25 protein-coding genes are annotated in these 24,602 nt (G+C 47.5%); 16 read left to right on the top strand and 9 right to left on the bottom strand.

Annotated features, from left to right (window positions below; translation table 11 throughout):
- Window positions 1-78: 78 nt before the first annotated feature.
- The gene (gene folB, locus F8R13_RS10910) at window positions 79-447 is read left to right on the top strand and encodes a dihydroneopterin aldolase (RefSeq protein WP_152834483.1); all 369 of its coding nucleotides are present in this window, start codon (window positions 79-81) and stop codon (window positions 445-447) included.
- Here folB and F8R13_RS10905 read toward each other — a convergent pair.
- Together F8R13_RS10905 and F8R13_RS10900 are read right to left on the bottom strand one after the other, a co-directional pair.
- Window positions 444-896, bottom strand: a complete 453-nt coding sequence (locus tag F8R13_RS10905) for a FliG C-terminal domain-containing protein (protein ID WP_371414951.1) — start codon at window positions 894-896, stop codon at window positions 444-446. The two genes, folB and F8R13_RS10905, sit on opposite strands and share 4 nt — an antisense overlap.
- 34 nt (window positions 897-930) lie before the next feature.
- Window positions 931-1,395 carry a FliG C-terminal domain-containing protein gene (locus F8R13_RS10900; protein ID WP_152834481.1) on the bottom strand — a complete coding sequence of 155 codons (465 nt, stop codon included), beginning with the start codon at window positions 1,393-1,395 and terminating at the stop codon, window positions 931-933.
- Window positions 1,396-1,590: 195 nt separating this feature from the next.
- Between F8R13_RS10900 and F8R13_RS10895 the strand changes: the two genes are divergently transcribed.
- The 3 genes from F8R13_RS10895 to F8R13_RS10885 are packed head-to-tail and all read left to right on the top strand — an operon-like array spanning window position 1,591 to window position 5,075.
- A complete protein-coding gene (locus F8R13_RS10895; protein WP_152834479.1) occupies window positions 1,591-2,775 on the top strand; it encodes a class I SAM-dependent methyltransferase in 1,185 nt (394 codons plus the stop codon).
- 23 nt (window positions 2,776-2,798) lie between these two features.
- Complete coding sequence (locus tag F8R13_RS10890; RefSeq protein ID WP_152834477.1) at window positions 2,799-3,566, top strand: undecaprenyl-diphosphate phosphatase; 768 nt, start codon at window positions 2,799-2,801, stop codon at window positions 3,564-3,566.
- Window positions 3,567-3,608: 42 nt separating this feature from the next.
- Complete coding sequence (locus tag F8R13_RS10885; protein ID WP_152834475.1) at window positions 3,609-5,075, top strand: NAD(P)H-hydrate dehydratase; 1,467 nt, start codon at window positions 3,609-3,611, stop codon at window positions 5,073-5,075.
- A gap of 16 nt (window positions 5,076-5,091) precedes the next feature.
- Here the strand turns inward: F8R13_RS10885 and F8R13_RS10880 are convergent, their stop codons facing one another.
- From F8R13_RS10880 to F8R13_RS10870, 3 genes are all read right to left on the bottom strand, one after another.
- Window positions 5,092-6,201, bottom strand: coding sequence for a 5-(carboxyamino)imidazole ribonucleotide synthase (locus tag F8R13_RS10880; protein WP_152834473.1), 1,110 nt, complete (start codon window positions 6,199-6,201; stop codon window positions 5,092-5,094).
- Window positions 6,202-6,361: 160 nt separating this feature from the next.
- Window positions 6,362-6,889, bottom strand: a complete 528-nt coding sequence (purE, locus tag F8R13_RS10875) for a 5-(carboxyamino)imidazole ribonucleotide mutase (protein ID WP_152834471.1) — start codon at window positions 6,887-6,889, stop codon at window positions 6,362-6,364.
- A 183-nt stretch (window positions 6,890-7,072) separates the two neighbouring features.
- On the bottom strand, window positions 7,073-8,860 hold the full coding sequence (locus F8R13_RS10870) for a bifunctional diguanylate cyclase/phosphodiesterase (protein WP_152834469.1): 1,788 nt from the start codon (window positions 8,858-8,860) through the stop codon (window positions 7,073-7,075).
- Window positions 8,861-9,200: 340 nt separating this feature from the next.
- Between F8R13_RS10870 and metK the strand changes: the two genes are divergently transcribed.
- From metK to F8R13_RS10815, 11 genes are all read left to right on the top strand, one after another.
- On the top strand, window positions 9,201-10,358 hold the full coding sequence (gene metK, locus F8R13_RS10865; protein ID WP_152834467.1) for a methionine adenosyltransferase: 1,158 nt from the start codon (window positions 9,201-9,203) through the stop codon (window positions 10,356-10,358).
- A gap of 81 nt (window positions 10,359-10,439) precedes the next feature.
- A complete protein-coding gene (gene metF / locus F8R13_RS10860) occupies window positions 10,440-11,297 on the top strand; it encodes a methylenetetrahydrofolate reductase [NAD(P)H] (protein WP_152834465.1) in 858 nt (285 codons plus the stop codon).
- 22 nt (window positions 11,298-11,319) lie between these two features.
- On the top strand, window positions 11,320-12,045 hold the full coding sequence (locus tag F8R13_RS10855; RefSeq protein ID WP_152834463.1) for a 16S rRNA (uracil(1498)-N(3))-methyltransferase: 726 nt from the start codon (window positions 11,320-11,322) through the stop codon (window positions 12,043-12,045).
- Window positions 12,046-12,146: 101 nt separating this feature from the next.
- Entirely contained in the window at window positions 12,147-13,469 is a 1,323-nt protein-coding gene (gene gshA / locus F8R13_RS10850; protein ID WP_152834461.1) for a glutamate--cysteine ligase, read from the top strand.
- A gap of 14 nt (window positions 13,470-13,483) precedes the next feature.
- Complete coding sequence (gene gshB, locus F8R13_RS10845) at window positions 13,484-14,446, top strand: glutathione synthase (protein WP_152834459.1); 963 nt, start codon at window positions 13,484-13,486, stop codon at window positions 14,444-14,446.
- 1 nt (window position 14,447) lies between these two features.
- Window positions 14,448-15,476, top strand: a complete 1,029-nt coding sequence (locus F8R13_RS10840) for an FAD:protein FMN transferase (RefSeq protein ID WP_152834457.1) — start codon at window positions 14,448-14,450, stop codon at window positions 15,474-15,476.
- 63 nt (window positions 15,477-15,539) lie between these two features.
- Window positions 15,540-16,106 carry a YqgE/AlgH family protein gene (locus F8R13_RS10835; RefSeq protein WP_152834455.1) on the top strand — a complete coding sequence of 189 codons (567 nt, stop codon included), beginning with the start codon at window positions 15,540-15,542 and terminating at the stop codon, window positions 16,104-16,106.
- Between the two features lies 1 nt (window position 16,107).
- Window positions 16,108-16,548 (top strand): Holliday junction resolvase RuvX, encoded by a 441-nt coding sequence (gene ruvX / locus F8R13_RS10830; RefSeq protein WP_152834453.1) that lies wholly within the window; start codon window positions 16,108-16,110, stop codon window positions 16,546-16,548.
- A 73-nt stretch (window positions 16,549-16,621) separates the two neighbouring features.
- Window positions 16,622-17,647, top strand: a complete 1,026-nt coding sequence (locus F8R13_RS10825) for an aspartate carbamoyltransferase catalytic subunit (protein ID WP_152834451.1) — start codon at window positions 16,622-16,624, stop codon at window positions 17,645-17,647.
- Window positions 17,644-18,930, top strand: coding sequence for a dihydroorotase (locus tag F8R13_RS10820; RefSeq protein ID WP_152834449.1), 1,287 nt, complete (start codon window positions 17,644-17,646; stop codon window positions 18,928-18,930). The genes F8R13_RS10825 and F8R13_RS10820 overlap by 4 nt, the downstream gene beginning before the upstream one ends.
- Window positions 18,931-18,980: 50 nt before the next feature.
- On the top strand, window positions 18,981-19,598 hold the full coding sequence (locus tag F8R13_RS10815) for a hypothetical protein (RefSeq protein WP_152834447.1): 618 nt from the start codon (window positions 18,981-18,983) through the stop codon (window positions 19,596-19,598).
- A gap of 212 nt (window positions 19,599-19,810) precedes the next feature.
- Here the strand turns inward: F8R13_RS10815 and F8R13_RS10810 are convergent, their stop codons facing one another.
- Window positions 19,811-20,077 carry a hypothetical protein gene (locus F8R13_RS10810; RefSeq protein WP_152834445.1) on the bottom strand — a complete coding sequence of 89 codons (267 nt, stop codon included), beginning with the start codon at window positions 20,075-20,077 and terminating at the stop codon, window positions 19,811-19,813.
- A gap of 40 nt (window positions 20,078-20,117) precedes the next feature.
- Window positions 20,118-20,912, bottom strand: coding sequence for a polyphosphate kinase 2 (ppk2, locus tag F8R13_RS10805; protein ID WP_152834532.1), 795 nt, complete (start codon window positions 20,910-20,912; stop codon window positions 20,118-20,120).
- 101 nt (window positions 20,913-21,013) lie between these two features.
- Here ppk2 and F8R13_RS10800 point away from each other — a divergent pair, with 101 nt between their 5' ends.
- Complete coding sequence (locus F8R13_RS10800) at window positions 21,014-21,700, top strand: YggS family pyridoxal phosphate-dependent enzyme (RefSeq protein ID WP_152834443.1); 687 nt, start codon at window positions 21,014-21,016, stop codon at window positions 21,698-21,700.
- Window positions 21,701-21,712: 12 nt separating this feature from the next.
- On the opposite strand, the gene F8R13_RS10795 is transcribed toward F8R13_RS10800, so the two are convergent.
- Window positions 21,713-23,338, bottom strand: a complete 1,626-nt coding sequence (locus tag F8R13_RS10795; protein ID WP_152834441.1) for an FMN-binding glutamate synthase family protein — start codon at window positions 23,336-23,338, stop codon at window positions 21,713-21,715.
- A gap of 181 nt (window positions 23,339-23,519) precedes the next feature.
- Window positions 23,520-24,548 (bottom strand): hypothetical protein, encoded by a 1,029-nt coding sequence (locus F8R13_RS10790; RefSeq protein ID WP_152834439.1) that lies wholly within the window; start codon window positions 24,546-24,548, stop codon window positions 23,520-23,522.
- Window positions 24,549-24,602: the final 54 nt, after the last annotated feature.

Below are 24,602 nucleotides of genomic sequence, written 5' to 3'. Positions count from 1 at the left end.
ATAAAGCAATTGTTAGCGTTATAATTATCGGCACTTATAGTTATATCTTACAAACAACCAATATTGAGAGTCGGCAACATGCATCATGACACTATCTTTATTAAAGGGCTTGCCGTTGATGCGGTGATCGGAGTTTTCGATTGGGAAAAGGAAATCAAACAGCCTTTGGTGTTTGATATCGAGCTTTACACAGACTTGAAAAAAGCCAGCTTGTCGGATGATCTGCAAGATACGGTTTGCTATAAGACGGTCAGTGACGAGGTAATTGCACTTACCGAAGCTTCGCGTTTTGATTTGATTGAGTCACTTGCCGAGCAAATTTGTGAGCACATACTAAAAAGCCAACCGGCCGTTTCGGCGGTAAAACTTACACTGCACAAGCCGGACGCCGTGCCTGCGGCTCAATCGGTTGGCTTAAGCATTTATAGACAAAGAATCGCGTCTTAAGAAATCGATTTTTGTTGTTGTGCCGCCTTACGAATGAGTGGCACGACCTTTTCCATATTGACGCAAGCCTGTTGCTCGGTAATTTTCGTCAACTCTTGATAGTCTTCTTGAAACTGTTTGCCGTTTTGACGAGACATATTACGCATGATCTTATGAAACAAACGCTCTCCTTCCGCAAGCTTTGCCACCGTCACCAACTGCTCCGGCGACATTTGCAACGCCACCTGCTGGATAATACGATCATCGGTAGACACCAACTTGTTCGCCAAATCGCGATAGACCTTCAGTTTTTTCTGCAACGCTTGCTGATCGACATCTGAACCTTGCCCCAAGCGTTTGCTGATAATCTGCTGCAATCCGGAAACCGCTTCTCGCGGCAGCTCAATCGTGACATATCCGATCTCCAACAGATATTCACCCGTTTCCGTTCTTTTTGCTGAAATCTCCACGATCTTTCCTCTAAATCCCTAAGGCACCAGACGGTTAAATATAGCGTTCTTCGCCGGCTTGAACTTGAATAATACCATCACCGTCAAACTCGTACATTTTCTCAATCACTCTGCGGATCGCAGCTTTGGCAATGTCATGATTTGGCATAGGCGTTCTCTCTAAATCCGCTTGTAATTGCTTGGCTAGAATACCGCCCGTGTTCGACAGTATTTTTTCGTTCAAATTCGGGTTATTTGCCGTCAGCAGTAAAATCAGTACATCTTCGTTGGCAATCGCTCGCAGCAAAGTTTGCATATCCGACGGGCTTAACATCATCAAATGATCCGCCAAATGCACATAGCTTTTCAGCACGGAATGCACTTGCCCCGACTCCAAAGCCTGCAAATGCTCTAATGCGATATTCAACAGCTCCAACGAAAAACGATCCATACGAATCATGGCATGGCCAATATGCACCTGCCATTCGTTTTCATGAAGCTTTTTTATCCCTAATTTCATGCTATGCCTTTAAACACTAAATTATCTGGTTACATTTTTTACGAACGACTGTCTATACAACCACTTTGCAGCATCCGAAACCAACTCTATATTTCAAAGCAAATTGACTGCCAAAAAACGTCTTTTCACGCCAAGATGGCACTATAATAAGCCAAAATTCCATTTTTTTACCATCTAAGCACAAAGATTTTACCTATGAAGCCAAAACATTCGCTCCCCACTCCCAGTACCGATGCGCAGCTTCATAGTGAAAAACTCACCCAGCGCATCAAACAGCAACTCAACCGGCAAGGTCATTTATCTTTCGCGCAATTCATGCAAATGGCACTTTATACGCCAGGACTCGGCTATTACGCCAACAGCCTGCCAAAAATCGGCGCGCAGGGAGATTTCATCACCGCACCAGAAGTCTCGCCGTTGTTTTCACAGTGCATTGCCAGACAAGCCGCACAAGTACTGAAAACCTTGGAACACCCCAACCTGGTAGAATTTGGCGCTGGCCGCGGCACCATGGCAAAAAACATCCTGCTGGAACTGGATGCGCAAGAACAGCCTATAGAACACTACTACATCCTTGAACTGAGTGCGGATTTAAGACTCGTGCAACAGGAAACCCTGCAAGCTTTGCCGGCTCACCTGTTTGAAAAGGTGATTTGGTTGAATTCTTTGCCGGAAACACCGATTGAAGGCGTGTTTGTTGCCAATGAGGTGTTGGACGCCATGCCGATTGAACGCCTCAAGCTTGAACCACACCAAACCTCACAGGCGATGGTGGTTTTCAACGAGACCAAACAACAGTTCGAGTGGGATTACCTACCGATTACCGACCGTTTATTGCAACGTTTCAGCAACGGCATTTTGCATTTTATAGGCGACCCGAGCCCGGATGGTTATGAAACCGAAATCAACCTCAACATCCGTCCTTGGTTAAAATCCGTCTTTGAAGCCATGGAAAAAGGGTTATTACTGTTGATCGACTACGGCTATACCCGCCGGGAATATTACCAACCTGCTAGAGTGATGGGAACACTTCGCTGCCACTACCAGCATTTGGCGCACAACAATCCGTTTTTCTATCCTGGCTTACAGGACATCACCGCGCACGTTGATTTCACCGCAGTGGCAGAGTCAGCGTTTGACGTTGGCTTTAAAATCGCTGGCTTCTCGACCCAAGCACACTTCCTGATGAGTAGCGGCCTACTTGAATTGTCCGCAACGTCTACGGATGACATTACCGAATCGTTGAAAATCGCCCAACAAATCAAAACCCTGACCTTACCGGATGAAATGGGAGAAACCTTCAAGGTCATCGCCCTCACTAAAAAAACGGATATGTCATTAATGGGCTTCCAACTTCGAGATTTAAGACACCAACTCTAACTTACAAGCGAAAAGGATAACGTATGGATCTACTTCAAGCTGCCATACTCGGTATTATCGAAGGATTAACCGAGTTCTTGCCGATTTCCTCCACCGGACACCTGATTGTCGTCAGTGACTGGCTAGGACTGCAACAGACAGACCAAAACAAAGCCTTTGAAGTCATTATCCAATTTGCCGCCATTTTAGCCGTCATCTCGCATTACAAAGAGAAGTTTACTGCCGGACATTCAAGACTCTGGGGCAATGTCATTATCGCCTTTATTCCCATAGGCATCATCGGCCTGCTGTTCCACCACCAAATCAAAGAAATTTTTACGATTCAGATCGTGGCTTGGATGTTCATTATCGGTGGGATAATCTTCTTGATTCTGGAACGTCTTTACACTGAAGGCACGCACCGCACCAAAGATATTGAAGACCTATCGATCCGCCAGGCTTTTTGGATTGGTATCGCACAGGTTTTCGCGCTGATTCCCGGCACCAGCCGCGCCGGCGCATCGATTGTCGGGGGAATGATTGTCGGACTTGACCGCAAGGCATCGGCAGAGTTTTCATTCCTGCTGGCATTGCCGGTACTTGCCGCCGCTTCGGGGTTGGATTTTGTCAGACACTATTCCGAATTTGCCAATACCAGTTGGATGCCGCTGATTGTCGGTTTTGTGGTGGCCTATGTTGTCGCCTACCTCACTATGACCGTTTTCATCCGTTTCTTGGAACGCTTCACCTTTAATGCCTTTGGTATTTACCGTATCCTATTTGGTATCATTCTATTGATTGCTTTCTCATAATGTAGCAACACCCTACATAGACATGCACCCAAGGAGTACGCCATGAAGCTTTTCAGTGCCGAACAGTGCCAGCAACTTGATCGCACGGCAATTGAGTCCTGGAAGACTCCGGGGCTACTCCTGATGAAACGCGCCGCTTTCGGCGCATTCCACACACTTCAAGCCCACTGGCCGAATGCGCAAAAAGTCACCCTTCTCTGCGGCACAGGCAACAATGGTGGCGATGGTTTGGCGCTGGCACAATATGCCTTGCTTGCAGGCATGGATGTGACCGTCACAATCATCGGTAATCCCCAAAACTTCAAACCCGATGCACGACAAGTCTACGAGGAACTGATTCAACTCGGTGTCACACCGGTTGATTTTTCTAAAGAGGTTCTCGACACAAACGTAATTGTCGACGCGCTGCTGGGTATCGGCATCAATAAACCCATCTCCGGAGAATTGGCGGACATCATCCAAGCGGTCAATCAAAGCGAAGCGCCCGTTTTGGCATTAGACATTCCAACCGGTGTAGATGCCACCACCGGAAGCATGCATGGTTGCGCCATCCAAGCGGATGTCACCATCAGTTTTATTGCCCACAAGTTGGGGCTTTATACCGGTGTGGGCGCTGACCATATCGGCGAGATTGTCATTGATGACCTGAAACTGCCGGTGGCACTTTTTGACACCACCCCCAACCTGGCAGATTTTCATGATCTGACTTTCTGGAAAGAACGCTTGCCTGCTCGTGCAACATCCGCTCACAAAGGGTCTTCGGGCACGGCCTTGTTGATTGGCGGCAACTACGCCATGGCAGGCGCTATCCAACTATCGGCAACGGCTGCGCTACGGGCAGGTGCTGGCTTGGTAAAGGTCGTCACCCAAAATGAACACACCGGCATGCTCACCGAGCAACAACCTGAGTTGATGTGTTACCCAACAACACAACTGGATGAGCTACTACCGCAAGCCAATGCCATCGCTATTGGTCCGGGATTGGGCTTGGATGACTGGGCGCATGATCTCTTACAACAATCCCTGCTTTACCTGCAGCAACATCAAACACCTGCCGTGTTGGATGCAGACGCCCTAAAACTATTGGCAAAAAATCCAACGTTCCACCTCCAAAACCCTCATTGGGTGCTAACCCCGCACCCCGGTGAAGCCGCCGACATGCTAGGGTGCAGCACGCAAGATATCCAAAATGACCGCATCAGCGCCATCTACAAACTCCACGAGTTATATGGTGGGGTGGTGTTACTGAAAGGTAATGGCACGCTGATTTTTGATGGGAAACATTTGGAACTTTGTCCATTAGGCAACCCCGGTATGGCGGTTGGCGGTATGGGAGATGTTTTGACGGGAATGATTACCAGCTATCTGGCACAGGGCTCAAGGCAAGGTTTGTCATTGATGGATGCGGCTTGTCTTGGCGCTTACCAACATGCTGCCATAGCCGATCAGGTGGTGGAGACGCGTAATCTCACGAGTTTGATTCCGTCCGACATTATTGCCGGACTCTAATCTTTTCGCCTGTGCCTTACTTAGGCATAAACCCGGACAAGGCTTTCAAATCTTCAAACAAGGCTTCCGGTGAATCTGACACCAGATTGATATGCCCAAGCTTACGCCCGGCTCTCTCAGCCTTATCATAAAGATGTAAATAGGCATTCGGCATCTTCAACACGGTTTCGACAGGCCCTGTTTCACCGATGATATTCACCATGGCGGCAATCGGCTGACGCGGAGCGGTACTCCCCAATGGCAATCCGGTAATGGCTCGCACATGGTTTTCAAACTGGCTGGTTTCCGCGCCTTCAATGGTCCAGTGCCCTGAGTTATGAACGCGAGGCGCCATTTCATTTGCCACCAAACCGTCCAAGGTTTCAAACAATTCAAGCGTCAATACACCAACGTGATCCAACTCATCCAATAACTTTTGCATGTAGCTTTCTGCTTGTTGTTGAATCGTTTCGGAAATCTGCTGAGCAGGTGCGATGGTGTAACGTAAAATGCCGTCTTGGTGAATATTCTGTACCAACGGATAGTAAACATGCTCATTGGCAGCGTTGCGCACCGCGATAATCGACAACTCACGACTGAACTCGATAAACCCTTCCAGAATCAACTCGCGGTTACCGATAGCTTGCCACGCCTGCTCGATTTGATCGGCCTCTTTAATGACAAATTGACCTTTACCATCATAGCCTTCAGTAGTGGTTTTCAGCACCGCCGGCAAACCGATTTCTTCAACGGCGATTCTCAGATTTTCCAGCGAATCTATTACTTGATAAGGCGCACAAGGAATACCAAGCTGATCGAACATCCCCTTTTCACGACCGCGATGTTGTGAAACGAACAGTGACTTTTCACCGGGGTACACCGGCGTATGTTTAGCGATTTCACGCACTTGCTCAACTGAGGTGTTTTCACTTTCGTAGGTAATGACATCGGCAAATTTCGCCAGCGCATCAACAGAAGTAACATCATCTGAAGAATGGAAAAACATATGACCCAAAAGCGCAGAAGGTTCTTCACCATTCATGCCATAAAAACCGAATTTCTGCCCGAGCGGATAACCGGCGATTGCCAACATTCTGCCAAGCTGACCAGCTCCTAACACTCCGATTTTCTTTGTAATGGGGGTCATTGCGTCTCCTTAAACAACACCTTAAACACCAAAAGGCATAACAACGTTATAAAAACAAAAAAGCCACTTAATAAGAGCGGTATTTTACTCTATAAAGTGGCTTTTTGCGCTATTTTGCGACCAGATACGATCGATGAAAATCGAGACAGTTCCGTCGATTCTAGTGATCAATTCTTGGGTCGGGGTTATCCAAAACGGTTTGTGTTTGCGTGTTACGGAAAGTACGGATGGCTTCACGAACCGCAGGCAATTCATTGGCAACGATTTGGGATGCCAAAATACCTGCGTTTTTCGCACCGGCCTCACCAATCGCCAAGGTGCCTACTGGAACACCGCCCGGCATTTGCACGATAGACAACAAAGAGTCTTGCCCACTCAACGCACGTGATTGAACCGGAACCCCCAAGACAGGCACTAAGGTTTTCGCCGCAACCATTCCAGGCAAATGTGCCGCACCGCCCGCACCCGCGATAATTGCTTTCAATCCGCGCGCTTCGGCTTGCTCGGCGTAATCAAACATCAAGTCAGGCGTACGATGTGCAGAAACGACTTTCACTTCATAAGGCACACCGAAAGATTCCAACATTTCAACAGCGTGCTGCATGGTCGGCCAGTCTGACTTTGACCCCATGATAACGCCGACCAATGGGCTGGCTGATGCATTTTTTTCAATTTGATTGGACGACATTTCTCGACCCTTCCTAAAATGATTTTCGGAAAAAGGGAGCTATTCTACAGACCTAAAACAAAAATGCAAGCACATCGAACTTAAGTCATTGACTCTATTCAAAAATACGGCATTTCCATTCGAAATTGGGCTATGGATTTTCATCACTTCCTGCGCCAGTTTTGCACTGAAAAATGGCGCGCGCTACGCGTCGATATGATCCCGTGAGTCGATAACAAAGAACTGATTCCCCCCCGCGGACTTCGCACCTTTTTTCGCTTTGGTTGCGACCGAAGACAACTTTTGTGTATGCACGAAAATATCGGGATACGCCAACAACACCCCTACCGACAAAGTCATCATTGGAAAAAATTGCGGTTTGCCATCACGGCTGTAAGACTGTATCCCACCTCTGTCGCGGTCTTCTTCCGTGTAAAAGCTTTGAGAGACCAAGCGAAAGTCGCTTAAAACGCTATTGGAGATGGCTTCATAATCTTCTTCGGTAACGATCACAAAGTCGTCTCCCCCGATATGCCCCACGAAACCTTCCTTACCAGCCATGACGGACTCCAATACATTGGCGATGGCAGCAATCACCTGATCTCCCTGCTCAAAGCTGTAGCAATCGTTATAAGCTTTGAAATGATCGACATCGACATAAATCACGCTAAACGGCATGTTGCTATCAAGATATTGCTGAATCTTATTTTGGATTGGCACATTCCCCGGTAACCCCGACAAAGGGTTGGCGTATTTCGCACTGCGCACTTTCAGATCCGTCATCACTTTCAAAAGATCCATGAAACTGCCGCAACCGACATATTTTCCGTGCTCGGTGATGATAAATGCCGATTTCTCCTGCGCGCCCATTTCGGTGATGTCGTTACTCACGTCAACTAAAGGCGTTTTGATATTGTAGACAAGCGGTTCATCCATAAACTTTTTGATTGACTTGCGCGAATGAAGATTACGACCATACTGCGTCGCCAACACATTCATCAACGCATGGCGCCAAACCATGCCGGTTGGAATCCCTTTATCCACCACAGGTACAAACACCACATCAGGGTTATTCAATAAATATTCTGCCACTTCAAACACGGTTTCATTCGGATTGACCCACTTATAATGCTTATTGACGACTTTAACGGTTTCATTATCGGTCACGGTAATTTGTCGTCTGTCCGGCCATTTGAATGACAAGGACAACGCAGGTACAGCGGAAGGTCTTTTCAATAAAAAGCCTTGAACCAAATCAACGCCCAACTTCTCTAGAATGTACAATTCCTGCTCAGTTTCCACCCCTTCGGCAATGATTTTCGTCCCCAGTCCTTTCGCCAAAATAACAATCGTTTCCATGAAACGGTATTTGTCGGCTTGCGAGTCGATATTAGAAATAAAATGCTTGTCGATTTTGACATAGTCAGGCTTAACCGCTGACCAAAGCTTCAGGCCGTTGTAGCCGGAACCCAAATCATCAATCGCCACTTTAAAGCCCATTGAACGATAATGATTCAGCGCCTTCAAAAAGATATCGCAATCTTCGATAGGTTGTAATTCGGTGATTTCAATCACAACCTGACTCAGGTCCAACTGACTCTGCGCCAAAAGCTGTAGCGTTTTGCCGGAACGATGATTTTTGTCCAGCAACGAACTAACGGTGACGTTAATGAATAACTTGGCTTGATTTTGATGAAAGCTGCTTGCAGATACAAAATTACGGATCGCAACGTTCCGAGCCAGGACATCCATCTGCAACAGGCACCCCATATCGTCCGCCAAACCAAACAAATTAATAGGAGAGTAAAGTGGCGTATTTTCCGGGCCGCGAGTTAGGCATTCGAATGCATAGATACTACGCTTTTTCAAATTAACAATCGGCTGAAAAAGAGTCGTTATATTTTCATGTTGAAAAATCGCCAAAAGCTCTCTTCCCAGAGAAGTATCGGCCAACCTAGCCCGCGTTTCTTTACACAATAACGAATCCGGCATTTAGCGCTCCGTAGCCTTTTTATCCACAAGCGAGGTATCTTAATATTTCAAAAATATCGTCTATATGACGAACACATGAAAGTTTTGTTTCTCGGTAAGTATCTCTACGCAAAATATTGACAATCCCCTACCCAAACACAATTCAATATTTCCAAATACACTTTTAAAAAAATTTGCATAATCATTTCATTTTCAAGACAATACGCACCATAGCGCCGATTTGACTAATCAGCTTGCGGGCGCATAAAAAGTACGGCTAAAGCGAGGAAACCTCTTTTATTCCTTCCGCCTTGATTTCCGTACCTCACTTTTTGTATTCATAGAATGAGGAACATTTATCATGACAACAACAGTATTTACTTCCGAATCCGTATCCGAAGGCCACCCAGACAAAATCGCCGACCAAATTTCCGATGCGATGCTGGACGCCATCCTGAAACAAGATCCACGTGCACGTGTTGCCTGCGAAACGTTTGTTAAAACCGGCATGGTGATCTTGGGGGGTGAAATCACTACCGAAGCCTGGGTTGACCAGGAAGAATTGGTGCGTAAAGTCGTCAACGACATCGGTTACAATCACGGCGATCTTGGTTTCGACGGCTCGACTTGTGCGGTATTGAGCTCTATCGGCAAACAATCCCCTGAAATTGCAATGGGGGTTGACGAATCATCGGAACACGAACAAGGCGCGGGCGACCAAGGCTTGATGTTCGGTTATGCATCAAACGAAACGGATGTGTTGATGCCTGCGCCGATTTTCTACGCACACCGCTTGATGGAAAAACAAGCTGAGCTGAGAAAGAACGGCGTATTGAGCTGGCTGCGTCCAGATGCAAAAAGCCAAGTCACTTTGCGTTATGAAAACGGTCAACCGGTTGCGATTGATGCCGTTGTCTTATCTACTCAACACAGCCCAGACATCACAAACAAAGACTTGCACGAAGCGGTGATGGAAGAAATCATCAAGCCGGTATTGCCATCAGAATGGCTTCACTCAGGCACGCAATACCACATCAACCCAACTGGCCGTTTCGTTATCGGTGGCCCAGTCGGTGATGCTGGTTTGACAGGCCGTAAAATCATCGTTGATACTTATGGCGGCATGGCGCGTCACGGTGGCGGTGCTTTCTCAGGAAAAGATCCATCAAAAGTAGACCGTTCTGCGGCTTATGCAGGCCGCTATGTTGCTAAAAACATTGTTGCAGCTGGTCTGGCTGATAAGTGTGAAATTCAGGTTTCCTATGCCATCGGTGTTGCAGAACCGACGTCTATCAGTATCGAAACATTTGGAACGGAAAAAGTTGCGGTTTCACTGATTGAGAAACTGGTGCGCGAACACTTCGATTTAAGACCAAAAGGCTTAATCTCCATGTTGGATCTTTATCGTCCGATCTATCAAAAAACCGCCAGCTATGGTCACTTTGGTCGCGAACTTCCTGAATTTACTTGGGAAAAAACCGATAAAGCTGAAGCACTAAGAGCCGATGCTGGCCTATAATTTAAAACGTCGAATCCACTAAAAATCTGCCAGGTTGGGGTGATACAGCCCCAACCTGGTAGATTTTTGGGAGAAAAAGAAATGAATTCACAAAAGAAATATCCGCAAAAACTGAGTCTGGAATTTTTTCCACCACGCACGCCAGCGGGCGTAGACAAACTAAAAACGGTCATCACTGAATTGGGTGGTATGGCACCGGAATATATGTCTGTCACTTATGGCGCGGGTGGTACCACTCAAGAAAAAACGTTGGAGACTGTGAGTTACATTCAGCAACACACGCCTTTCGACGCGGCGCCACATCTTACCTGCATCGGCGCCACTCACGAAAGCGTGTTGGAACTGCTGAACACCTATGAAGCCCTGGGGATTAAACGCATTGTCGCATTACGAGGCGATTTGCCTTCAGGCATGATGGACCCGGGCGAGTTCAAGTACGCAAGTGACTTGATTGCTTTCATCAAACAGGAAAAAGGCGATACTTTCCATCTTGAAGTGGCCGCTTATCCCGAGACCCACCCACAGGCACGCAACTGTGAAGTCGGTATCAAATGGTTCAAGCATAAAGTCGAGCAAGGTGCGGACTCCGCCATCACCCAATACTTCTACAACGTGGACAGCTATCTTTACTTTATTGATAACTGCGAGCGCCATGGCATAGATCTCCCGATTATTCCTGGTGTCATGCCGATTACCAACTATGAAAACCTAGTACGCTTTTCGGCAGGTTGCGGTGCGGAGGTACCTCGCTGGCTGAAATGTCGCCTGGAAAGCTTTGAAGATGATAAAGAAAGCCTATTGGCCTTCGGTCAGGATGTCGTCACCGAAATGTGTCAACGCCTGTTGGATGCCGGCGCACCGGGGATCCACTTCTACAGCATGAACCAATCACAGCCGACTTTGGACATCGCCAAGTCGCTGACATTCAAAAACGCTTAATCAACGCAAAGCGGACGTCTCCATGAGAATTTCACGGTTTTATTTTCCCGCCGAATTTCAAACTGGAGACACCCTCACGCTCACCAAAGAGCAAGCACACTACGCTTTGACGGTGCTTCGCCTCAAACATGAGCGTCCCGTTGAACTGTTTGACGGCAAAGGCAAGCAAGCCCTCGCCACCCTGATTCACACCAGTCGTCGTACTGCCGATGTCGTGATTAACAGTGTTTCCACCCCGGAAAATGAATCGCCAATCCAGACGATTTTACTGCAAGGTATCTCCAAAGGTGACCGCATGGACTTCACCATCCAAAAATGTGTGGAGTTGGGTATTACTGCGATACAACCTTTATGGACAGCACATTGTGATGTCAAAAACGACAAAATCGATAAAAAATTGCAGCACTGGCAGGAAATCGCCATCAATGCCTGCGAGCAATCCAATCGCAATGTCGTACCAGACATTCTGTCCCCCGTCGAGATTGGCGAATGGTTTGCCCTGCAAACCTCGGTAAAAGGCTTAGTGCTTGACCCTTATGCCTCACAAAACCTAAAAACCATAGAAAACTTTGACGAGGGCGCCATTCACCTGTTGGTCGGCCCCGAAGGCGGGTTAACCGAAACAGAAGTCTCGCTGGCACAAACCAAAGGCATGACCCCCGTTACACTTGGCCCCCGCATTCTCCGTACCGAAACGGCAGGCATGGCTGTACTGGCTATTCTGCAAGCTAAATTCGGAGATTTCTGACAATCCTCCATGGTTTGTTCGAGGTTTATCCTCCCTGCCCTCTATCTGTCTTCTCGCCGATTGCTTATAATAACCTCCTAATTTCACACGCAGAGAAACGAATGAACTCACAAGTCCCTCATTTACAGACTGCTCTAAGCGGTCCACTACACAAGTTGGAATCCCTTTTATTGAGTCACCAAGCGGATATTGAATGTTGGTTCAGAAAGCAGTTCAAAAAAACGCCTGCGCCTTTCTATGCATCTGTCGATTTACGAAATGCTGGCTACAAGCTTGCGCCAGTGGACACCAATCTGTTTCCTGCCGGATTTAATAACCTGCACCCTGACTTGAAACCTTTGGCGATTCAAGCCGCACAAAGTGCTGTGACTCAAGCCTGCCCAATTACCGATGGTGTACTCATCATTCCGGAAAATCATACGCGTAACACTTTCTATCTGGAAAACCTTTGCACCTTGCAGGAGATTGTGACGCTAGCCGGTTATGAAGTGCACATCGGCACTATCAATCCGGAAATCACCGAAACCACGAAAATCGAATTACCTTCCGGTAAAGTGCTGACGATCAAGCCTATCAAACGCCAAGGTGAACGTGTGGGTGTGGATGACTTCTTCCCGTGTGCGGTGTTGCTGAACAATGATTTGTCCGCAGGTCGCCCTGAAATTTTGGAAAACATCGACCAAACCTTGTTACCACCACTGGATTTGGGCTGGGCAAATCGTTACAAAACGCACCACTTCACCCATTATCAAAACGTGGCGGAAGAGTTTGCCGAATTGATTGAGATTGACCCTTGGTTGATTAGCCCACTTTCTTTGCAATGTGGTCCTATCAACTTCAAAGAGCGTACTGGCTTGGAAAATCTTGCCCAAGCCGTCAACAACGTGCTTGAGACCACTCAAAAACACTACGAACAGCATGATATCAGCTGTAAACCGTTTGCCATCGTCAAGTCCGATAGTGGTACTTACGGCATGGCGATTATGTCGGTAAAAGACCCGGAAGACATCCTCAACCTCAACCGCAAGCAACGCAACAAAATGGCGTCTGCTAAAGAAGGCTTGGTATCGGAACAAATGCTGGTTCAAGAAGGCGTCTACACCCATGAGACCTGGGAAGGCGCAGTCGCCGAGCCGGTGGTTTACATGATTCACAACCAAGTGGTCGGCGGGTTCTATCGCGTTCACACCGGTAAAACTGCAACCGATAACCTGAATTCTCCAGGCATGCATTTCGAGCCACTTTCATTTGAAGGGTCTCTGGTGTCACCAGACCAATCGAAAGATTGTGATGCCACCCCGAATCGCTTCTATGCCTACGGCGTGGTCGCACGATTGGCATTGATTGCGGCAGCTAGAGAGATTGCCGACGCTAAACAGAATAGCGGACAAACCCGTATTGAAGACACTTCTCTAGAAGCGTAAGAAAGGAACGCCTCATGCAAATCAAACTCGGCATTGTCATGGATCCTATCGATGGGATCAAACCCTATAAAGACAGCTCGTTTGCCATGTTACTTGAAGCGCAGCGTCGAGGCTATGCTCTGTTTTATATGGAACCGCAGGATATTTATCTGAAAAACGGCAAACCTTTCGCCACCACTTCCGAGTTGAAAGTTTGGGACAGGCCTAAGTCCGACACAACATCACAGTATTTTGGCTTCGGCGCTTCTGCTGAAACTGCCTTGAGTGATTTGAACATCATCCTGATTCGCCAAGACCCGCCGTTCAACAATGACTATCTTTATAGCACCCACATGCTAGAGCTCGCGGAGGCCGAAGGGGTATTGGTCGTCAATAAGCCGCAATCACTGCGTGATGCCAATGAAAAACTCTTCGCCAGCTGGTTCCCGGAATGTATTCCACCAACCATTGTTTCTGCCAATGCGGACAAAATTAAAGCTTTCATCCAAGACCATCAGGACACCATCCTAAAACCTTTGGATGCCATGGGCGGCGCCTCCATTTTCCGTGTCAAAAAAGATGATCCGAACATCAACGTCATTATCGAAAACATGACCGGACACGGCAAACACCATATTATGGCGCAAATTTATTTGCCCGAAATTTCCGAGGGCGACAAGCGCATTCTGCTCGTCAATGGCGAACCCGTGCCTTATGCGCTTGCACGCATCCCAGCACAAGGCGAAACCCGAGGCAATATTGCTGCTGGCGGCACAGGAGTAGGCATTGCGCTTTCCGAACGCGACTATTGGTTGTGTGAACAAATTCGCCCGACCCTGCAAGCCAAAGAGCTTCACTTTGTCGGTCTAGATGTGATTGGTGATTACATTACCGAAATCAACGTCACCAGCCCGACTTGCATCCGTGAACTCGATGAACAATATCGTCTCAATATCGCCGGCACGCTATTCGATCACCTAGAAGGCTTACTCAACTAAGATGTTTCGCCTTTTTCGCTTACCACTGCTGTTGCTGCTGACGTTCTGGCTAACCGCCTGTGGCACGTCTTCAGTACAGGATGTGGTGCGCCAGACATTCTATGTGTTCGGCACTGCCGTGCATATCGAAATCGTCAACACCCCAAAAGATAAAGCCATGGCGGCGATCCATGCCATTGAAGTCGATTTCAATCACTTCAACCGCGAATGGCATGCTTGGGAAAAAGGCGGTCTGCTCAGTAAGGTCAATGATGCCATTGCCAACCATCAATCCATTGTTGTACCGGAAAGTGTCAAAGCTTTCATCGTCAAATCCCAACGCCTCTCCAAAGAATCCGACTATTTGTTTGATCCGGGCATTGGCAACCTGTTGAAACTCTGGGGATTTGAATCCGAAGACTGGCATGGGCCGCCACCGCCACAAGACAAAATCAACGCCTGGCTGAAAAGCCGCCCTTCGATTGCCGATATTCATTTCGATGGCGACAAACTGTCCAGCACCAACGCAAATGTCAAACTCGATTTTGGTGGTAACGCCAAAGGCCTAGCACTCGATAGAGCCATCAACACCCTGAAATCGGCAGGCATTGAAAACGCCATTGTCAACATAGGCGGTGACATGCGCATTATCGGTACTAAAGACGGTCATGCCTGGAGAATCGGCGTGCAAGACCCTAAAAATCCGAAAAACGTTATGGGTATGGTCAAACTTTCGGGTGATGAAAGCATAGTGACCTCCGGCACCTATGAACGTTACTTCACATGGAAGGGCAAAACCTATGCGCATATTCTTGACCCGACTACCGGTTATCCTGAAGAACACTTTTTGTCTGTCACGGTCATCGACAAGGACGCCACCACGGCTGACACAGCTTCAACAGCCTTAATGGTTGCCGGCCCTAAACGTTGGGAAAAAATCGCCAAACAAATGGGCATTACCAAAGCCTATCTGGTCGACGACAAGGGGAATGAAATTATCACAGATGCCATGAAACCCTATCTGACCTTGATGGAAAACAAGGCGCAATAGCAGAGCTTAACCTCGGAATCGCTTTTCCGAGGAGAATGAAAACAAAATTGTTATAATGCCGTTATGACTTCTCTCACTTCTTTCCAACACCAAATTCTCATAGCCATGCCTTCTTTGGAGAACACCTGGTTCGAGAGAACGGTCATTTACATGGTCGAAGATAACCAGCATGGTTCGATGGGACTGGTTATCAACCTACCGCATAAGCTGACCACCGCCCAGCTGTTGGAACACTTCAAACTGGAAATCCAAAAAGACTCACCGATGCTTGAAGAGCCGGTTTTAATCGGTGGTCCTGTGGATGTTGAGCATGGTTTTATCCTTCACAAGAGCGAAGACTGCTGGCAAAAATCCATGGCATTGCAAGATGGGTTGTCCATGACCGTTTCCGAAGATCTCTTAAAAGCCATTGCCGACGGAACCGGCCCGGAAAAATTTCTGACATGCCTCGGGTTTGCCGGTTGGGAAAAAGGCCAGTTGCAACAGGAAATTCAAGACAATAGCTGGCTGACCATTCCCTACAACGAATCCTTGTTATTCGATGTTCCGGTTGAATCCCGCTGGGAAGTCGCGATGGGAACACTTGGCGTTTCACCGGAAAACCTCAGCAGCGACGCGGGGCACGACTGACATGACCTCACCTGCCTCCAAACCTATCGAAGGACAGGTTCTCGGGTTCGACTTCGGTCTTAGACGCATTGGCGTTGCTGTCGGACAAACCATTACCGCCACTGCCAGCCCGCTCACTATCGTCAACAGCCAAGATGGTAAACCGGACTGGGAGGCGATTACCCAAATTTTTGAGCAATGGAAACCCGTTGCCATCGTCGTCGGATTACCGATGCGCTTGAATGGCGAAGAGCAAGCCTTGACACAGCCCGCGCGCAAGTTCGGTCAACGCTTAAGCGGACGTTATAACACCCCGGTATTTTTTATCGAAGAGCAACTCAGCTCTGTCGAAGCGGAAAAACGTCGCAAACATGCCAAACAGAATATCGACGACCATGCCGCACAAATTATTTTGGAAAATTGGCTGGAGTCAGTCAAAAATCACGCTGACCTCAGCGAATAAAAGACGTACAATAAGCACAATTTTACACCCCAACCTGGCAGATTTTTGGTAGACATCGTTTAGAGGAGCTTCCATGAGACTTTCTACGCCCAACATTCAGCTTAATGAAAAAGGGAAACTGCGTCATTTCCTGACGCTGGAAGGACTTAAACATCATCATCTAACCGAAATCCTCGATGTTGCCGAAAGCTTCATTGACCCGCTGACCGGCGAAATCAACAAGCTCGACACGCTTCATGGTAAAGCAATCATGAACCTGTTTTTCGAGCCAAGCACCCGCACCCTGACCACTTTCGAAATTGCCGAAAAACGTCTGTCTGCCGATGTCGTCAACCTCAACATCGAAACCTCGTCCACCAAAAAAGGCGAAACACTGCTGGATACCTTATGGAATCTGGAAGCCATGTTGGCGGATATGTTCGTAGTCAGACACAGCGAGAGCGGTGCCGCGCACTTTATTGCCAAGCATGTCGCCCCTCATGTGCATGTTGTGAACGCCGGCGACGGACAACACGCTCACCCGACCCAAGCGATGTTGGATGTCTTTACCATCCGCAAACACAAAGGCGACATTTTCGACCTGAAAGTGGCGATTATCGGCGATGTACAGCACTCTCGCGTGGTACGCTCACAAATCCAGGCGCTCAGTATTCTTGAGGCACGTGAAATACGTGTAATCGGACCAAAAACCCTGCTGCCGTCTCACCCAGAAGCGCTTGGCATCCATGTTTATGACAATGTCGAAGAAGGACTGGAAGGGGTTGATGTCGTCATCAACGTTCGCCTGCAAAATGAGCGCATGAAAAGCGCCTTACTGCCAAGTGAAAAAGAATTCTTCAACCTCTATGGCCTTACCAAAGAACGCTTGGCCTACGCCAAACCTGATGCCATCGTCATGCACCCGGGGCCAATCAACCGTGGTGTAGAAATAGACTCGGAAGTTGCCGACGGCGAACAGTCCGTTATCCTTGAACAAGTCACCTACGGTATTGCGGTACGAATGGCGGTGATGTCCATCATCTTCCGCAATGCACAGGAACTTCAAGAAGAAAAGCGACAAGCCCTGTTAGACCTCAACATGATGGAGACTTCAGAATGAGATTGATGGTTGAAAATATTCGAATCTTAGACCCACAACAGGATATCGACCAAGTCACCAATCTATATGTGGCGAGAGGTCGCATCCTTGGCATTGGTAAAGACGCGCCTGAAGGCTTTGAAGCTGATCGCATTATCAACGGTACCGGAAAATGGCTTTTCCCCGGTTTGGTGGATTTACAAGCACGTCTTGCAGAGCCGGGCAGTCACTACGAAGGCACCATCGCTTCTGAAACAAAAGCGGCGGTTTCCGGTGGTATCACCACTATCTGCTGCCCGCCAGACACCATGCCGGTCAACGACTCGCAAGCTGTCACCGAACTTATTCAACGCCGTGCACGCCAAGCAGCAACCGCATTTGTCTTACCTATCGGTGCCATCACCAAAGAACTTGGCGGACAGTATCTATCAAACATGGCGGCGCTGAAAAATGCCGGCTGTATTGCCTTAAGCCAAGCCAACTCACCGATTCAAAACTCGCTGACGCTGAAAAATGCCATGGCTTATGCCGCCAGTAACGACATCTTACTGATGCTGCGTTCGGAAAATAAAAACCTGAAAAATAACGGGGTTGCGCATAGTGGTGTTGTCAGCTCGCGTTTAGGCCTGACCGAAATCCCTGCTTCAGCAGAAACCGCAGCGCTGGCTAGAGACTTGATTTTGGTTGAAGAAACTGGCGTTCGTGCGCACTTCTCACTTATCTCTACCGCTCGCTCTGTCGAGATGATTGCCGATGCAAAGAAACGTGGCTTGCCGGTAACCTGTGATGTCGCCGCCCACCAACTGCATTTGACTGAATATGATGTCATGGACTTTGACTCGCTGTTCCACGTCACCCCTCCACTACGGAGCCATGACGACAAAGCGGCACTGCGTGTCGGTCTAAAGATGGGTGTCATCGATGCCATCGTCAGTGATCATACGCCGCTGGATCGTGATGACAAGCTACTGCCTTTCGGCGAAAGTGCACCCGGTATCAGCAGCTTGGAAACCCTGCTTGCCTTGACCTTAAAACTGGTTGATGAAGGCGTATTGGATTTGAATCAAGCTTTGGCGAAAGTCACCAATCACCCTGCCAATATCATAGGGTTGCATCACGGTAGCTTGGAAACCGGAAACTCGGCTGACTTCTGCATCTTTGACCCGGAAGCCAACTGGACGCTGGATCGCAAAGAAATGATCAGTAGAGGGGATAATTCACCTTTCCAAGGCTGGGAATTCAACGGGCAAATTGAAGCGACCTACTTCCAAGGCCGCCCGGTTTATCAGAATAACCCGGTGTAAACGCTTTCAAGCGTTTCACCGGTTTTAAGTCTAAGAGCTCCGATAAGGTCATGCGTTTTCTTAACCAAACCGAACAAACTGGCGGCTATTGGCTTACCCGCGTCGGGTTGGATGATGCAACGCCGCTTCCCTTCGGGTTTCAACTCAATATTAACGGCAATACTCTGGCACTTTTTCGCCAACAAGGTAGTGAAGCGCAATTTCTGTCGACATCTGCCATTGATATTGAAAGTAACGGCACGATTCAATCCAACATCGACACCCCAACCTGGCAGATTTTTCAGGAATGCTTGGCAACCGAGCCAACGCAAGACCCAACGCTTTTATTAGCATCTGATATTAATATTGCCAACCTGCTGCACTTTGCGCAAACCGCCACGCCGGACAATAAGTTTATTGCGCTACTGGAAGCGACTGAAAGTTTTCCATTCACCGTCAAACCCGCCAAGTTTTTATTTGAAGATTTCCCGCCGGAAGCGATTGGCGCTTGCCCTCTGTTAGAGGATTGGAAAATTCCCAACCGACTTTGTTCTGAAAATGGATTACCGGGATGTTTTGACGGCAAAATCGACACAGCATTATCGGAATGGCAAACAACGATTTCATGGCAAGAGCGTTGGCAGATTATTGACTTCAGAACCCTTAACGAATCCATAACGAATTCTTGATAAACCCTGACAATACGGGGTTTTCGGCTATATTCGGCTTTTGGTACTGCGAAATGCTAAACACTTGTCGCTGTTGGATAAGAACTCACTAATATAATTGCGTTATGATAAACCCATGACAAGGTTGAGGCTTTGTCTAAACATGTATTTTCATGTTTACACCTCCTTAGTTTAGCCCTCCCGCATATTGAGGGCTTTTTTTTGCCTGTTTTTCAGTCGTCCTTCAGAATACCGGTCAAATCCATATCCTCAAGATAATGGGTATCGACATGTTCGGCTTCATGCTTCAAACCTTTTGCCAGCAACGCGACCTTTTGCGCAATCTCATGCTTGCATTGAGAATCCACTACGCCGAGGGCTGCGGCAATTAAGGTTTCCAGTTCTTCGAAATGTTCTTCCGAAATACTGTCAACCTGTTCCGGCTCCAACATTCTTTTAAAGCGTCCGACGACTTCTTTCGCATGTCTTTTGTAATGCATCTCTACACCTCATTCCTTTGTAAGCGTGTTGCAATCCACCTCAATCATCGGTAAAAATTGCTTCGCCGCTGGTGACGATAAGGGGATCTACTTCACCGACAACTTTTGAATCTTTCTCAGCATAATCAAAATGATTCAACACATAACGCATGGCTTCCAGGCGTGCGCGTTTCTTATCATTTGATTTGATGACGGTCCAAGGGGCATCGGCGGTATTGGTATGAAAAAACATGTCTTCTTTCGCTTGGGTGTAATCATCCCATCTGTCCAAAGACGCCAAATCAATCGGGCTTAGCTTCCACTGTTTCAAAGGATCGTGTTTACGCTCCTTGAAACGTTTCAACTGTTCTTTCTGCCCGACCGAAAACCAAAGTTTGATGAGCACAATGCCATCTTCGACAAGCAAGCGCTCAAATTCAGGCGCTTGATGCATGAAACGGGTGAATTCCAATGGCGTACAAAAACCCATCACGCGTTCTACACCAGCACGGTTGTACCAGGAGCGGTCAAAAAACACCATCTCACCGGCGGTTGGAAAATGTTCAATGTATCGCTGAAAATACCACTGACCTTCTTCGGTCTCCGTTGGTTTTTCCAATGCCACAACTCGGGCGCCACGAGGATTCAAATGCTCCATAAAGCGCTTGATGGTTCCCCCTTTCCCGGCGGCATCTCGACCTTCAAACAACACAATGAGACGTTTACCTTCTTGTCTCATCCAGTGCTGCAACTTCAAAAGCTCTATTTGAAGGCTTTGTTTGATCTTCTCGTACTCCTCACGCTCAATCTTTTCTTCGTAAGGGTAACTAATATCACTCGACTGTATTTTTTTCATATGCATATGCTCTCGCCATCTTGATTTTCATCTGTGACACCCTCATTCTAACCCTTGTATAATGTCCAAATAATGAATTTTAATGTTAAAGAGTCGTTTCCATGTCGAACCCTGAACTGATACAACGTTATCAACAAGTACTGGATAGAATCCGTCAGCATGACCCGGATCACCATGTTTCGTTGCTGACCGTAAGCAAAACCAAACCGATAGAAGACATCATCACTCTAGCGGCAGCCGGACAAACTTGCTTTGGTGAAAACTACCTTCAGGAAGCATTGGAAAAAATCGAGGTTCGTCCAGATTTGGAGTGGCACTTTATTGGCCCGATTCAATCCAACAAGACGCGCCCTATTGCTGAGAACTTCAGCATGGTACACAGTGTGGATCGTTTAAAAATCGCACAACGTCTCAGTGCACAGAGACCAGCGGATTTACCACCGTTAAAGCTTCTGCTTGAAGTCAATATTGATGATGAAGCAACCAAATCCGGCTTCTCGCCGACAGAACTACTGACAGTCGCAAAAGAAGTTGCCCAATTGCCGAACATTGCGTTACGTGGTTTGATGGCGATTCCGTCTCCCCGAACTGGGTTGGAAGAACAGCGCAAGCCCTTTAAGAAAATGAAAGAACTGCTAGAAACCCTACAGCAACAATTACCAGATCAAACGCTGGATACTTTATCCATGGGTATGTCCGGCGACTTGGAAGCCGCAATCCTTGAAGGCGCCACCATAGTGCGCATCGGTACTGATATATTTGGTGCTCGAGACTACAAACCCCAGTAGAACACCACCAACTCACTCCGCCATTTCTTCTTCAACGACTTGGCTATGGTAATCTGACCAGAAATGAGGATTGGCTTTATCCCAAAAACCTTTCCAGTCTTCTGGAATGGTTTCGACATCCAGCAATGCGCCCGCAGGCATCACCGGGTAAATTTCCGCCAAGGTCTTCACTTGTGTTTCACTGACGCGACGGTAAATATCACTTGCGCTGATTTCTGCTGTAGACTTCAAACCAGCCGCCGCCAGCATTTGCTTAAAATGGTGAATAACGGAACTTTGATAGTTGGCAACCCGTTGCGCTTTGCTCGGCACATCAAGTGCCTTAGAGCGTCTAGGGTTTTGAGTGGCAATCCCGGTTGGACACTTGTCTGTATTGCAATGCAATGACTGAACACAACCGAGCGCAAACAACATTCCTCTCGCGGAATTCACCGTATCCGCTCCCATCGCCAACGCACGAAACAAATGGAACGCCGACAATATCTTACCGGATGCGATAATACGAATCTGATCCCGCAAACCACAACCGACCAAACCGTTATGCACAATATGCAACGCTTCTTTTAGCGGTGTACCCATTGAGTTGGAAAATTCAATAGGAGCCGCGCCTGTTCCACCTTCACCACCGTCAACCGTAATAAAATCCGGTACGATTTTAGTCACCAGCATCGCCTTACACAGTGCAAGAAATTCCTCAGTACGCCCCACTGCCAACTTGAAGCCTACCGGCTTTCCTGAAATCTCCCTCAATTCTTCGATAAACTTCAATAGCCCCGTTGGTGAATCAAATGCGCTGTGCATCGGCGGTGAAACCACATCTTTCCCGATTTCAACGCCTCTTATCTCGGCAATTTCTTCCGTCACCTTTGCTCCCGGTAACAGACCACCATGCCCTGGCTTGGCACCTTGAGACAGCTTGATTTCAATCATTTTGACTTGCTCATGCTTTGCTGCCTGTGTGAATTTATGGCGGTCAAATTGCCCTTCACGCGTCCGGTAACCAAAATACCCGGTACCGATTTGCATAATCAAATCACCGCCATTCGCCAGATGATAAGGGCTGAGTCCACCTTCACCCGTGTTGTGCGCAAAGTTACCGAACTTGGCACCTAGATTCAGCGCACGAATCGCATTTTGACTCAGCGCACCATAGCTCATGGCGGAAACATTGATCAGCGCAGCACAATAAGGATGTCGACAGCGTCCTTCACCGAAAACCACTCTTGGATCTTCTACCATGGTTTCAACGGGAAAAAGCGAGTGATTCGTCCACTCGTAACCTACTCTGGTTACATCAAACTGGGTGCCAAACGGAATGGTATCCCTTTCACCTTTTGCGCGTTGATAAACCAAGGAACGGAACTCACGGCTGATAGGCTTACCATTGGTATCATCCTCAACGAAATACTGCTGTATCTCAGGACGAATAGATTCGAATAAATAACGGATATGTCCCAAAACTGGGTAGAGCCTGAGAATGGTGTGATGGGTTTGCAGGATGTCATACACCCCCAATAATAATAACGGTAGCCATATGACGAATGTCCACCAGATTGGGTGCCAGAAAAACCCTAAAACCGTGATTAAGAGTGTAAAAACAACCGAAAAAATGACAAATGCATCCTGCATCGTTCTCATAAGCGCGTCACCATTTATTATTTTTTATCACTCATAGTAAATGGGCTAAGCAAAATAGACTAGTTTTTTTACCGAAAAAATCTGGCTAGCCGCTTTAAAGAAATGCGGGAAAGGTTGTGGCTGGGAGCAGTGCACCCCCAACCTGGCAGTTTTTTGATTGCTTAGAGGACATATCGACCTATCAGGCGACAGAAGAATCCTGATGGTTTGTCGGCGTTGTGTTTGCGGCATCCGTTGTAGGCGTCACACTCTCTTGTGCAGCTTCCTTATCAGGGTTGACAACCACTCCGCTTGGCTTCAAGGTGGTTTCACTCAAGGGCACCCTGTTGATAAGCGCATCATGCAAACTTTGCAGTCTTTGCAAAATGATGGACTGCGTTCCTTCTTCCGGGAAACGTGATGCAACCACATCGGAAAGCATTTTTTCAGCGACTTGACGTGCATTGTCAAACTGCTGACTCAAGGTATCGACCACGTTTTGCATTTTTTGCAAATACGCAGGCAATGCAGCAATAGAAGCACCAGGAGTAGCGCCGTTCGCACTGGTAGCATCACTGTTGCCTTGTTGCTGATAGGCTGCTGCTTGTTGGTAACTCGCCGCATAGGTTTGTGTTTGCTGTAAATTGACACTTACACTTTGCAACTGACCGAAATCAACATTCAAGTCTACCGCTTTTTGGAAGGCTTTCTCAATATCGCCTTTAAAGAAGTGGTTTGCCAAATTATCTACTTGCTGAAAGACATCGAAAATCGCTTTCATTTCATCGTCATTCAAATCACCTTTTACCGAAAATCCGAAACGTTCTTCAAAGGCAGTAGATTCCAATGCCTGCGTGCTTTCAAAATAACGGGCGCCGCTTGGTCCTGATTCAACACTTTGCTGTGATTGATAGGATTTGTATTCGGCATAAAGCTGACGAAAATCAATGCTGACCTGATCCCCTTCTTTCGTGGTGAGGTTTAAGGTCATGGTATTGCTGTAAGCATATTGTGTTTGTGCGCTGGAAGCGTATGATGCTTGCTGCAATGCCTTGGAAGGCGAAAAGCTATCCAATAATGGTGAAACCGGAGAACCGGGCTTATTTTTATTGCTGGTGTCTTCGTGATCCTGACGGTTTTTCAATAATTCTGACAAAACCGTAGCGGCCCGACCACTTTGGCCGAGTAAATCTGAAACACTTTCGCTTGATGGCATAATTAAATTTGACACTGGTCTACACCTCACTTTTAACCTTAAGCACTGCCCATTCATGGCCAAATCGAG

Origin of the sequence: Hydrogenovibrio sp. JE_KL2 (assembly GCF_009296185.1) — a bacterium.
Classification (GTDB): domain Bacteria; phylum Pseudomonadota; class Gammaproteobacteria; order Thiomicrospirales; family Thiomicrospiraceae; genus Hydrogenovibrio.
This window is presented reverse-complemented; position numbering and strand designations above follow the sequence as displayed.